The organism is Citrobacter sp. CK180, from assembly GCF_030333655.1.
Lineage (GTDB): Bacteria > Pseudomonadota > Gammaproteobacteria > Enterobacterales > Enterobacteriaceae > Citrobacter_B > Citrobacter_B koseri.
Map to the genome: position 1 here is coordinate 15,243 of NZ_JAOWFM010000048.1, position 12,564 is coordinate 27,806.

9 protein-coding genes are annotated in these 12,564 nt (G+C 53.0%); all 9 read left to right on the forward strand.

Features of this window, described 5'->3' with window-relative positions:
• Window positions 1-32: 32 nt before the first annotated feature.
• The 9 genes from serC to OGV50_RS11175 all read left to right on the forward strand — a co-directional run bounded on the left by serC (window position 33) and on the right by OGV50_RS11175 (window position 12,551).
• Entirely contained in the window at window positions 33-1,121 is a 1,089-nt protein-coding gene (gene serC / locus OGV50_RS11135) for a 3-phosphoserine/phosphohydroxythreonine transaminase (RefSeq protein WP_012133020.1), read from the forward strand.
• 70 nt (window positions 1,122-1,191) lie between these two features.
• Window positions 1,192-2,475 (forward strand): 3-phosphoshikimate 1-carboxyvinyltransferase, encoded by a 1,284-nt coding sequence (aroA, locus tag OGV50_RS11140; RefSeq protein ID WP_110494422.1) that lies wholly within the window; start codon window positions 1,192-1,194, stop codon window positions 2,473-2,475.
• A 181-nt stretch (window positions 2,476-2,656) separates the two neighbouring features.
• On the forward strand, window positions 2,657-3,340 hold the full coding sequence (gene cmk, locus OGV50_RS11145; RefSeq protein ID WP_012133018.1) for a (d)CMP kinase: 684 nt from the start codon (window positions 2,657-2,659) through the stop codon (window positions 3,338-3,340).
• Window positions 3,341-3,453: 113 nt separating this feature from the next.
• Complete coding sequence (rpsA, locus tag OGV50_RS11150; protein WP_012133016.1) at window positions 3,454-5,127, forward strand: 30S ribosomal protein S1; 1,674 nt, start codon at window positions 3,454-3,456, stop codon at window positions 5,125-5,127.
• Window positions 5,128-5,284: 157 nt separating this feature from the next.
• Window positions 5,285-5,569 (forward strand): integration host factor subunit beta, encoded by a 285-nt coding sequence (ihfB, locus tag OGV50_RS11155; protein WP_000167332.1) that lies wholly within the window; start codon window positions 5,285-5,287, stop codon window positions 5,567-5,569.
• Window positions 5,570-6,251: 682 nt separating this feature from the next.
• A complete protein-coding gene (locus OGV50_RS11160; protein WP_200092362.1) occupies window positions 6,252-8,516 on the forward strand; it encodes a ComEC family protein in 2,265 nt (754 codons plus the stop codon).
• Window positions 8,517-8,552: 36 nt separating this feature from the next.
• Window positions 8,553-10,301, forward strand: a complete 1,749-nt coding sequence (gene msbA, locus OGV50_RS11165) for a lipid A ABC transporter ATP-binding protein/permease MsbA (protein WP_200075422.1) — start codon at window positions 8,553-8,555, stop codon at window positions 10,299-10,301.
• A complete protein-coding gene (gene lpxK, locus OGV50_RS11170; RefSeq protein WP_200092374.1) occupies window positions 10,298-11,275 on the forward strand; it encodes a tetraacyldisaccharide 4'-kinase in 978 nt (325 codons plus the stop codon). Before msbA ends, lpxK begins: the two co-directional genes overlap by 4 nt.
• Window positions 11,276-11,318: 43 nt before the next feature.
• The gene (locus OGV50_RS11175) at window positions 11,319-12,551 is read left to right on the forward strand and encodes a winged helix-turn-helix domain-containing protein (protein ID WP_200028589.1); all 1,233 of its coding nucleotides are present in this window, start codon (window positions 11,319-11,321) and stop codon (window positions 12,549-12,551) included.
• Window positions 12,552-12,564 lie beyond the last annotated feature (13 nt).

Here is a 12,564-nt window from a genome sequence, read left to right on the forward strand (position 1 = left end):
GAGGCGATAATAACGCAACGTGGTGAGGGGAAATGGCTCAGGTCTTCAATTTTAGTTCAGGTCCGGCAATGCTACCGGCGGAAGTGCTTAAACTGGCTCAACAGGATCTGCGTGACTGGCACGGTCTTGGCACGTCAGTAATGGAAATTAGCCACCGCGGCAAAGAATTTATCCAGGTCGCAGAGGAAGCGGAACAGGATTTTCGCGATCTCCTCAGCATCCCCTCCAACTACAAAGTATTGTTCTGCCACGGCGGCGGCCGTGGGCAGTTTGCGGCAATTCCGTTAAATATTCTGGGCGATAAAACGTCGGCGGATTACGTTGATGCCGGTTACTGGGCGGCCAGCGCCATCAAAGAAGCGAAAAAATACTGTTCGCCAAACGTGATTGACGCCAAAGTCACGGTTGACGGTCTGCGTGCGGTCAAACCGATGAGCGAGTGGCAGCTTTCTGATAACGCCGCTTACGTTCATTATTGCCCGAACGAGACTATCGACGGCATCGCAATTGATGAAACGCCGAATTTTGGTTCGGATGTCGTTGTGGCTGCGGATTTCTCATCCACAATTCTTTCCGCGCCGCTGGATGTGTCGCGTTATGGCGTGATCTACGCCGGGGCGCAGAAAAACATCGGCCCGGCGGGGCTGACAATTGTGATCGTGCGTGAAGATCTGTTAGGTAAAGCGAACATCGCTTGCCCGTCTATCCTTGATTACACCGTGCTGAACGACAACGACTCGATGTTCAATACCCCGCCGACCTTTGCCTGGTATCTTTCTGGCCTGGTGTTCAAATGGCTGAAAGCGCAGGGCGGCGTTGCGGCGATGAACAAAATCAATCAGCAAAAAGCGGAACTGCTGTATGGCGTGATTGATAACAGTGATTTCTACCGTAACGATGTGGCGAAATCGAATCGTTCACGTATGAACGTGCCTTTCCAGCTAGCGGACAGCGCGCTTGATAAAGTCTTCCTGGAGGAATCTTTCGCTGCGGGTTTGCATGCGCTGAAAGGTCATCGCGTGGTGGGCGGAATGCGCGCCTCTATCTATAACGCAATGCCGCTTGAAGGCGTGAAGGCGTTGACGGATTTCATGGTCGATTTCGAGCGTCGCCACGGCTAATTCGTTTTCTTTTTTCATCCCCACAGCCAGCCTGTGGGGTTTTTATTTCTGTTTTTGAGAGTTGAGTTTCATGGAATCCCTGACGTTACAACCCATCGCGCGGGTCGATGGCACCATCAATCTGCCTGGCTCCAAGAGTGTTTCGAATCGCGCTTTGTTACTGGCGGCATTAGCAAGCGGCACCACTGTTCTGACAAACCTGCTGGACAGCGATGATGTTCGCCATATGCTGAACGCGCTGAGTGCGTTGGGGGTCAGTTATACCCTTTCCGCCGACCGTACCCGCTGTGAAATTACCGGGCAGGGCGGCGTATTACATGCCGAAGGCGCGCTGGAACTGTTCCTGGGCAATGCGGGAACGGCGATGCGTCCGCTTGCCGCCGCGCTGTGCCTGGGGGCAAATGATATCGTGCTGACCGGTGAGCCTCGCATGAAAGAGCGCCCGATCGGTCATCTGGTCGATGCGCTGCGTCAGGGCGGTGCGAAGATTGATTATCTGGAGCAGGAAAACTATCCGCCTCTGCGTCTGCGCGGCGGTTTTAGCGGCGGTCACGTTGAGGTTGATGGCAGCGTCTCCAGTCAGTTCCTCACCGCGCTGCTGATGACCGCGCCGCTTGCGCCGCAGGATACGACGATCGCAATTAAAGGCGATCTGGTGTCCAAACCGTATATCGACATCACGCTGAACCTGATGAAAACATTCGGCGTTGAGGTTGAGAACCAGAATTACCAGCGTTTTGTGGTGAAAGGGGAGCAGCAGTATCATTCACCGGGTCAATATCTGGTGGAAGGCGACGCGTCATCCGCTTCTTATTTCCTTGCCGCTGGCGCCATTAAAGGCGGAACGGTAAAAGTGACGGGGATTGGCCGCAACAGTATGCAGGGCGATATCCGCTTTGCCGATGTACTGGAGAAGATGGGCGCCACCATCACCTGGGGCGATGACTTCATTGCCTGTACGCGCGGTGAACTGAACGCTGTGGATATGGACATGAACCATATCCCGGATGCGGCGATGACCATCGCCACGGCGGCGTTGTTTGCTAAAGGCACCACCACGCTGCGTAATATCTATAACTGGCGTGTAAAAGAGACTGACCGCCTGTTTGCGATGGCGACGGAACTGCGTAAAGTCGGCGCTGAAGTAGAAGAGGGGCATGATTTCATTCGTATCACGCCACCGGCTCAGTTGCAGTTTGCCGAAATCGGCACCTATAACGATCACCGTATGGCGATGTGTTTCTCGCTGGTTGCGTTGTCGGATACGCCGGTGACGATTCTCGATCCGAAATGTACCGCTAAAACCTTCCCGGATTACTTCGAACAACTGGCGCGTATTAGTACGCCTGCCTGATAAAAGTAAAACATTGTCATCTTTTGGGCTGGCTCTTCGCCAGCCCGCTATAATTGCGCAAATCTTCCTCATCTGATGACAGACAAAATGGGTTTTTGCATACAAAGATAACGATTGTGAGCGTTGGCGCGTATAATGCGCGGCGTTCACGTTAACGGTATGCCTGTTTAAGGAGAAAAAGATGACGGCAATTGCCCCGGTAATTACCATTGATGGCCCAAGCGGTGCAGGTAAAGGCACCTTGTGCAAGGCAATGGCGGAAGCATTGCAATGGCATCTGCTGGACTCGGGCGCGATTTATCGTGTACTGGCGCTGGCGGCCTTACATCATCATGTTGATGTCACCTCTGAAGACGCTCTTGTACCGCTTGCGTCTCATCTGGATGTTCGTTTTGTCTCAACCAATGGCAATCTGGAAGTCATTCTGGAAGGGGAAGATGTGAGCGGGGAAATCCGCACGCAAGAAGTCGCGAACGCGGCATCTCAGGTCGCTGCATTCCCGCGCGTGCGCGAAGCGCTTTTGCGCCGCCAGCGTGCGTTTCGCGATGCGCCAGGGTTGATTGCCGATGGCCGCGACATGGGAACGGTGGTATTCCCTGATGCGCCAGTAAAAATTTTCCTGGATGCGTCTTCTGAAGAACGCGCTCACCGCCGTATGCTACAGTTGCAGGAGAAGGGCTTTAGTGTTAACTTTGAACGCCTTTTGGCCGAGATAAAGGAACGTGACGACCGCGATCGTAATCGCGCTGTCGCGCCATTGGTTCCTGCTGCCGATGCTTTAGTTCTGGATTCTACCCGATTAAGCATTGAGCAAGTGATTGAAAAAGCGTTACAATACGCGCGCCAAAAACTGGCACTCGCTTAAGTGCGACCGAATTTGTAGTACCCCCGCTGCAATGGATTGACAGTGGGTATGTGAAACAACCCCATCCGGCATGGAGCCAGGTGGACGTTAAATATGAAACCTGAAGATTAAACATGACTGAATCTTTTGCTCAACTCTTTGAAGAGTCCTTAAAAGAAATCGAAACCCGCCCGGGTTCCATCGTTCGCGGCGTTGTTGTTGCTATTGATAAAGATATCGTACTGGTTGACGCTGGTCTGAAATCTGAATCCGCCATTCCGGCTGAGCAGTTCAAAAACGCCCAGGGCGAACTGGAAATCCAGGTTGGCGACGAAGTTGACGTTGCTCTGGATGCAGTAGAAGACGGCTTCGGCGAAACCCTGCTGTCCCGTGAAAAAGCGAAACGTCACGAAGCCTGGATCACGCTGGAAAAAGCTTACGAAGATGCTGAAACTGTTACCGGTGTTATCAACGGCAAAGTTAAGGGCGGCTTCACTGTTGAGCTGAACGGTATTCGTGCGTTCCTGCCAGGTTCCCTGGTAGACGTTCGTCCGGTGCGCGACACGCTGCACCTGGAAGGCAAAGAGCTTGAATTCAAAGTCATCAAGCTGGATCAGAAGCGCAACAACGTTGTGGTTTCCCGTCGTGCCGTTATCGAATCCGAAAACAGCGCAGAACGCGATCAGCTGCTGGAAAACCTGCAAGAAGGCATGGAAGTTAAAGGTATCGTTAAGAACCTCACTGACTACGGTGCATTCGTTGATCTGGGTGGCGTTGACGGCCTGCTGCACATCACCGACATGGCATGGAAACGCGTTAAGCATCCGAGCGAAATCGTAAACGTTGGCGACGAAATCACTGTTAAAGTGCTGAAGTTCGACCGCGAGCGTACTCGTGTATCTCTGGGCCTGAAACAGCTGGGCGAAGATCCGTGGGTAGCTATCGCTAAGCGTTATCCAGAAGGTACCAAACTGACTGGTCGCGTGACCAACCTGACCGACTACGGCTGCTTCGTTGAAATCGAAGAAGGCGTTGAAGGCCTGGTTCACGTTTCCGAAATGGATTGGACCAACAAAAACATCCACCCGTCCAAAGTTGTTAACGTTGGCGATGTAGTGGAAGTTATGGTTCTGGATATCGACGAAGAACGTCGTCGTATCTCCCTGGGTCTGAAACAGTGCAAATCCAACCCGTGGCAGCAGTTTGCGGAAACCCACAACAAGGGCGACCGTGTTGAAGGTAAAATCAAGTCTATCACTGACTTCGGTATCTTCATCGGCCTGGACGGCGGCATCGACGGCCTGGTTCACCTGTCTGACATCTCCTGGAACGTTGCAGGCGAAGAAGCAGTTCGTGAATACAAAAAAGGCGACGAAATCGCAGCAGTTGTTCTGCAAGTTGACGCAGAGCGTGAGCGTATCTCCCTGGGCGTTAAACAGCTCGCAGAAGATCCGTTCAACAACTGGGTTGCTCTGAACAAGAAAGGCGCTATCGTAACCGGTAAAGTTACTGCTGTTGACGCTAAAGGCGCAACCGTAGAACTGGCTGACGGCGTTGAAGGTTACCTGCGTGCTTCTGAAGCATCCCGTGACCGCGTTGAAGATGCGACTCTGGTTCTGAGCGTTGGCGACGAAGTTGAAGCTAAATTCACCGGCGTTGATCGTAAAAACCGCGCAATCAGCCTGTCTGTTCGTGCGAAAGACGAAGCTGACGAGAAAGATGCAATCGCAACTGTTAACAAACAGGAAGATGCAAACTTCTCCAACAACGCAATGGCTGAAGCTTTCAAAGCAGCTAAAGGCGAGTAATTCTCTGAAACTTCGGGTGTTTTATCCCGAAGTTTGATGAGTTTACTTGACAGATTACAAGATTCGTCCTGTAATCAAGCACTAAGGGCGGCTACGGCCGCCCTTAATCAATGCAATAACAGCAGCAGCCAATTTGCTTACAGGAACCGGAGGAATCATGACCAAGTCAGAATTGATTGAAAGACTTGCAACCCAGCAATCTCACATTCCCGCGAAAGCGGTTGAAGATGCAGTAAAAGAGATGCTGGAACATATGGCCTCGACTCTTGCGCAGGGCGAGCGTATTGAAATCCGCGGTTTCGGCAGCTTTTCTTTGCACTACCGCGCACCTCGTACCGGACGTAACCCGAAGACTGGCGATAAAGTAGAACTGGAAGGAAAGTATGTTCCGCACTTTAAGCCGGGTAAAGAACTGCGCGATCGCGCCAATATTTACGGTTAAGTTTTAACGAAAAACTTGATCCAGAAAAAAGCACCTGAACGGTGCTTTTTTCATTTCTGCATTCCGACCGGAAAAGAGACTTCAACGCCATCATCCGGCATAAAGCAGTGCCTGATGGCGCTACGCTTATCAGGCCTACAGATATGTACCTGTGACTCCCGTAGGCCGGATAAGACGCTTTGCGTCGCCATCCGGCACAAAGCAGCGCCTGAAGACGCTACGCTTATCAGGCCTACAGATATGTACCTGTGACTCCGTAGCCGGATAAGACGCTTCGCGTCGCCATCCGGCATAAAGCAGCGCCTGATGGCGCTACGCTTATCAGGCCTACAGATATGCTCCCGTGACTCAGTAGGCCGGATAAGACGCTTCGCGTCGCCATCCGGCATAAAGCAGCGCCTGATGGCGCTACGCTTATCAGGACTACAGGTATGCTCCCGTGACTCAGTAGGCCGGATAAGACGCTTTGCGTCGCCATCCGGCATAAAGCAGCGCCTGATGGCGCTACGCTTATCAGATCTACAGATGCGTTCTCGTAGGCGTAACTGGAAAGCCCCTCTCATTTTTATGTGCATCTTGCATTCCTAACGTGAAAACCACGGAATTTGCGCCGAATAACCACAAATTGTCGCCAGACAAACGTTAGCTAAATCTGCACACTTCTTGTAACAGGGAGGTGTCTATGAAAATAACAACGGTCAGCGTGTGTGCATTATGCGGAATTCTTCCGCTAATATTCTTACCTGTACTTCCCGGTTCGTTGTGTCTCATTGGCATATTTTGTTTTGCCTGCGCGCTGTCCTTTGTTCCATATAAATATACGCAGTACGCCAGCTTGACCCTGCTGTTTTTTCTCTGGGGAATACTTGCTGCAAAGCAAGCTGTCTGGCCGGGTAATACCTTGCCTGGCGCAACACAAGAAGCCGTGGTGCAAATTACGGCGACCGATCATGCCACCACACATTACGGGCAAATTACCCATGTACAGGGGAAACGCCTGTTTCCCTCGGTGGGCGTTGTTCTTTATGGGCAATATTTGCCCGGCGAAGTGTGTGCAGGTCAACGTTGGGCGATGAAACTAAAAGTCCGTGCCGTGCATGGTCAGCTTAATGAGGGGGGATTTGATAGCCAGCGTTATGCGCTCACGCAACATCAGCCTCTGAGCGGCCGGTTTCTGCATGCGACGGTCATCGAATCGTCATGTAGTTTACGCGCACGTTATCTTGCTTCCCTCAATACCACGCTGGCGTGCTACCCCTGGCAGCAGGTTATCCTGGCATTAGGCATGGGCGAGCGTTTATCAGTATCGCAAGAGGTCAAAAATATTATGCGCGATACTGGTACGGCGCACCTGATGGCCATTTCAGGGTTGCATATCGCCTTTGCCGCACTACTGGCCGGAGGATTGATTCGTGGCGCGCAATTTTTACTTCCCACCCGGTGGATTCACTGGCAAACGCCGTTAGTGGGAGGGATTGTGTGCGCGACGTTTTATGCCTGGCTCACGGGGTTACAACCCCCCGCGTTACGTACGGTTGTGGCGCTGGCAGCGTGGGGATTACTGAAGCTGAGCGGTCGGCAATGGAGCGGTTGGGAGGTCTGGTTCTGCTGTCTGGCGGCAATAGTGATTGCCGATCCGATTGCCGTTCTGTCGCAAAGTCTGTGGCTTTCGGCCTTTGCCGTCGCTGCGCTTATTTTCTGGTATCAGTGGTTTCCTGTACCGGCCTGGGCGTTGCCTCGGGCAGGGAAAGTCGTGTTGGACCTCGTTCACTTACAGTTGGGCATTACGCTTCTGCTCTTACCTGTGCAAATAGCGCTTTTTCATGGCGTAAGTGTGACCTCTTTTCTGGCGAATCTGTTTGCTGTTCCTTTGGTTACATTTATCTCTGTACCACTGATACTGGCGGGAATGATCGGCCATTTGACCGGGCCGCTGATGGCTGAAGAAGGCCTCTGGGCGCTGGCTGACGCCTCTCTGGACGTGTTGTTCCGGGCGCTGAAAAGTCTGCCGGAAGGGTGGATTAATATTGATTATCGCTGGCAATACTTGTCTTTGGCTCCCTGGTTAACGCTTATGGCGTGGCGATTGAATGCCTGGCGAACTTACCCGGTGATCTGTTTGTCTGGCGTGTTGCTGTTGAGCTGGCCGTTATGGCGTACGCCGCGCACGGAGGCGTGGCAGGTTCATATGCTGGATGTCGGACAGGGGCTGGCGATGGTTATCGCGCATAATGGGAAAGCGATACTTTATGATACGGGACGCGCCTGGCCGGATGGCGATAGCGCACAGCAGCTCATCATTCCCTGGCTACGCTGGCACAATCTGGAACCTGAGGGGATTATCCTGAGCCATGAACATCTGGATCATCGGGGTGGCCTGTCATCATTACAGAAGACGTGGCCTTCGCTCTGGATACGAAGCCCATTAGGCTGGAAGGGCCATCTGCCGTGCTTTCGTGCGGAGCAGTGGACGTGGCAGGGGCTATCCTTCAGCGCACACTGGCCGATTAAAGGAAACAGGGAAAAGGGCAACAACCATTCCTGCGTGGTTAAAGTGGATGACGGAAAGCAGAGTATTTTGCTGACGGGCGATATTGAATCTCCGGCTGAACAAAAAATGCTAAGTCGTTATTGGCGGCATTTGCAGGCGACAATCATTCAGGTTCCGCATCATGGCAGTAATACATCGTCGTCATTAGCGTTAATTCAACGGGTTGAGGGCCTGGCCGCGCTGGCGTCAGCATCGCGCTACAACGCCTGGCGTCTGCCTTCCTGGAAGGTAAAACAGCGCTATCAACAACAAGGTTATCAGTGGCTGGATACCCCGCATCAGGGGCAAATTTCGGTGGATTTTTCCCCGCAAGGTTGGCGCATACGAGGTTTACGGGAGCAAATTTTACCTCGTTGGTATCATCAGTGGTTTGGCGTGTCAGAGGATAACGGGTAGAATATGCGGCTATTTCAACAAATGCTGGTTTTTTGAATGCATAACGATAAAGATCTCTCTACGTGGCAGACGTTCCGCCGACTGTGGCCTACCATTGCGCCTTTCAAAACTGGGCTGATCGTGGCGGGTGTCGCGTTGATCCTCAATGCGGCCAGCGATGCTTTTATGTTATCGCTCCTCAAACCATTGCTGGACGATGGTTTTGGTAAAACAGATCGATCGGTGCTGCTTTGGATGCCGCTGGTGGTTATTGGCCTGATGATATTACGTGGTATCACCAGCTATATTTCCAGCTACTGTATTTCATGGGTATCGGGCAAAGTGGTGATGACCATGCGCCGTCGTCTGTTTGGTCATATGATGGGGATGCCTGTTGCATTCTTTGATAAACAATCAACGGGGACACTGCTTTCTCGTATTACCTATGACTCAGAACAGGTTGCATCATCGTCTTCCGGGGCGTTGATTACGGTCGTGCGTGAAGGTGCATCGATCATCGCTTTGTTTATCATGATGTTCTATAACAGCTGGCAACTGTCGATCATTCTGGTCATTTTGGCGCCTGTTGTGTCTATTGCGATTCGCGTGGTATCGAAGCGTTTTCGTAGCATCAGTAAAAACATGCAGAACACGATGGGGCAGGTGACCACCAGTGCAGAGCAGATGCTGAAAGGCCACAAAGAAGTGCTTATCTTTGGCGGTCAGGAAGTTGAAACGAAGCGTTTTGACAAAGTCAGCAATAAAATGCGTCTGCAAGGGATGAAAATGGTGTCTGCATCATCCATCTCTGATCCGATCATTCAGCTGATCGCGTCTCTGGCGCTGGCCTTTGTTCTCTATGCGGCTAGCTTCCCGAGCGTAATGGACAGCCTGACTGCGGGTACGATTACCGTCGTATTCTCATCAATGATTGCCCTGATGCGTCCTCTGAAATCGCTGACCAACGTCAATGCGCAGTTCCAGCGTGGTATGGCGGCATGCCAGACGCTGTTTGCTATTCTGGATAGCGAGCAAGAGAAAGATGAAGGCAAACGCGTAATTGAACGCTCGACGGGCGATCTGGAATTCCGCAATGTGACCTTTACCTATCCGGGGCGTGAAACGCCTGCGCTGCGCAATATCAATCTGCACATTCCGGCGGGTAAGACGGTTGCGCTGGTTGGGCGTTCCGGTTCAGGTAAATCAACCATTGCCAGTCTGATCACGCGCTTCTACGACATCAATGAAGGGAATATCCTGATGGATGGACACGATCTGCGTGAATATACCCTGTCTTCATTGCGTAATCAGGTCGCGCTGGTTTCGCAGAATGTGCACCTGTTTAACGATACGGTTGCGAACAACATCGCCTATGCGCGTACTGAAGAGTACAGCCGCGAGCAAATTGAAGAAGCGGCGCGTATGGCGTATGCCATGGACTTTATCAGCAAGATGGATGACGGTCTGGATACGGTTATCGGCGAGAACGGCGTACTGCTTTCCGGTGGTCAGCGTCAGCGTATCGCGATTGCCCGTGCGTTGCTGCGTGACAGCCCAATCCTGATTCTGGATGAAGCCACCTCTGCGCTGGACACCGAATCCGAACGCGCGATTCAGTCCGCGCTGGATGAGTTGCAGAAAAACCGTACTTCGCTGGTTATCGCGCACCGTCTTTCAACGATTGAACAAGCTGATGAAATTGTCGTGGTGGAAGACGGGATTATTGTTGAGCGTGGAACCCATAGCGAATTGCTGGAGCAGCGCGGTGTGTATTCGCAACTGCATAAAATGCAATTTGGCCAATGATCGCCCGCATCTGGTCTGGTGAATCGCCCCTGTGGCGTCTGTTGCTCCCACTCTCCTGGCTGTATGGCCTGGTGAGTGGGGGGATTCGCCTGTGCTACCGGCTGGGAATTAAACGCGCCTGGCATGCGCCGGTGCCGGTCGTTGTCGTCGGGAACCTTACGGCGGGGGGCAACGGAAAAACGCCGGTCGTTATCTGGCTGGTCGAGCAACTGCAACAGCGCGGCATTCGCGTGGGGGTTGTTTCGCGGGGGTATGGCGGTAAAGCGGCGTCTTATCCGCTGTTGCTTACTCCACAAACGTCCTCTGCGGAAGCGGGCGATGAGCCAGTACTGATCTATCAACGAACCGGCGCGCCTGTCGCTGTCTCGCCGGTTCGCTCAGACGCAGTAAAAGCGATTCTCGCGCGTCACGATGTACAAATTATCGTGACGGATGACGGGCTACAGCATTATCGTTTGGCGCGCGATATTGAAATCGTTGTCATCGACGGCGTGCGTCGGTTTGGCAATGGCTGGTGGTTGCCCGCAGGGCCGATGCGTGAGCGCGCCAGTCGGCTTAAATCGGTAGATGCGGTGATCGTCAACGGCGGCGTTGCCAGACCAGGAGAAATTCCGATGCAGCTGGCGCCAGGGCTGGCGGTCAATTTATGCACCGGTGAGCGCCGTCATGTCGCGGAGTTAAGCAACATTGTCGCGATGGCGGGGATTGGCCATCCTCCACGTTTCTTTGCTACGCTCGAAGCGTGTGGGGCATCGCTACAGAAATGCGTTCCGTTGGCCGATCATCAGTCTCTCGCCTTTAACGATGTGAAGGCGTTAGTAACCGACGGGCAAACGCTGGTCATGACGGAAAAAGATGCCGTTAAATGCCGGGGATTTGCCGAGGACAACTGGTGGTATTTACCTGTAGACGCGCGTTTGTCGGGTGAACAACCTGATGCACTGCTTGAACAACTCATCTCGCTGGCTCGCTAGCACAAATTGATGTGGCGGCAGCGAACGATTCCCGGAGTTATACATGTCGTTGCCGCATCTCTCTCTTACGGATGTTCGTCATCTCCATCTTGCTGCGCAAGGTTTGCTGAAAAAGCCCCGCCGTCAGGCATTGCCTGCGGATATTCTCGCGACGATTTCGCGCATGTCTTTATTGCAAATCGATACGATCAACGTTGTGGCGCGCAGCCCCTATCTGGTGCTGTTTAGCCGTCTGGGCCACTACCCGCAACAGTGGCTGGACGACTCGTTGTCGCGTGGCGAACTCATGGAATACTGGGCGCATGAGGCCTGTTTCTTACCGCGTAGCGACTTTACGCTAATTCGTCACCGTATGCTGGCGCCTGAGAAGATGGGCTGGAAGTACAAAGCATCGTGGATGCAGGAACATGCCGATGAGATCGCGCAGTTGATCCAGCATATTCACCATAACGGCCCTGTGCGCTCAGCGGATTTTGCGCATCCACGCAAAGGCGCCAGTGGATGGTGGGAATGGAAGCCGCATAAGCGCCATCTTGAAGGATTGTTCACTGCCGGGAAAGTCATGGTTGTAGAACGGCGCAACTTTCAGCGCGTGTATGACCTGACGCAACGCGTGATGCCGCACTGGGACGATAAACGCGATTTACTGTCGCAGGCAGAAGCAGAAATCGCCATGCTGGATAATAGCGCGCGCAGTCTGGGGATTTTTCGCGAGCAGTGGCTGGCGGATTACTATCGCCTGCGGCGACCTGAAGTGAAAACGTGGCGTGATATCCGCGTTGAACAAGGGCAACTGGTTCCCGTTCAGGCCGACAGGCTGGGGGCAATGTGGCTACACGCCGATCTGTTGCCGCTACTGGAGCAGGCGCTGAACAATAAGCTCACCGCTACGCATAGCGCGGTTTTATCCCCTTTTGATCCCGTCGTCTGGGACCGGAAACGGGCAGAGCAGTTGTTCGATTTTAGCTACCGCCTGGAGTGCTATACCCCGGCGCCTAAACGCCAGTACGGCTATTTTGTTTTGCCGCTGCTGCATCGGGGGCAGTTGGTTGGGCGTATGGATGCCAAAATGCATCGCAAAACGGGCGTGCTGGAAGTCATCTCGCTCTGGTTGCAGGAGGGGGTTAAACCGGGCCCGACGCTGCAAAAAGGGTTGTTACAGGCGATTAATGCGTTCGCTCGCTGGCAACAGGCCAGCCGCGTCACGCTAGGGAACTGTCCATCCGCCTTGTTTGCAGAAAATCGTCATGGCTGGGAAATAGACGCGGTCTCATAAACGATTATGTTAA

Excerpts from the sequence above, each read along its gene's own strand:
- serC (WP_012133020.1), top strand. The coding sequence starts at position 33 with ATGGCTCAGGTCTTCAATTTTAGTTCAGGTCCGGCAATGCTACCGGCG.
- aroA (WP_110494422.1), top strand. The coding sequence starts at position 1,192 with ATGGAATCCCTGACGTTACAACCCATCGCGCGGGTCGATGGCACCATC.
- cmk (WP_012133018.1), top strand. The coding sequence starts at position 2,657 with ATGACGGCAATTGCCCCGGTAATTACCATTGATGGCCCAAGCGGTGCA.
- rpsA (WP_012133016.1), top strand. The coding sequence starts at position 3,454 with ATGACTGAATCTTTTGCTCAACTCTTTGAAGAGTCCTTAAAAGAAATC.
- ihfB (WP_000167332.1), top strand. The coding sequence starts at position 5,285 with ATGACCAAGTCAGAATTGATTGAAAGACTTGCAACCCAGCAATCTCAC.
- OGV50_RS11160 (WP_200092362.1), top strand. The coding sequence starts at position 6,252 with ATGAAAATAACAACGGTCAGCGTGTGTGCATTATGCGGAATTCTTCCG.
- msbA (WP_200075422.1), top strand. The coding sequence starts at position 8,553 with ATGCATAACGATAAAGATCTCTCTACGTGGCAGACGTTCCGCCGACTG.
- lpxK (WP_200092374.1), top strand. The coding sequence starts at position 10,298 with ATGATCGCCCGCATCTGGTCTGGTGAATCGCCCCTGTGGCGTCTGTTG.
- OGV50_RS11175 (WP_200028589.1), top strand. The coding sequence starts at position 11,319 with ATGTCGTTGCCGCATCTCTCTCTTACGGATGTTCGTCATCTCCATCTT.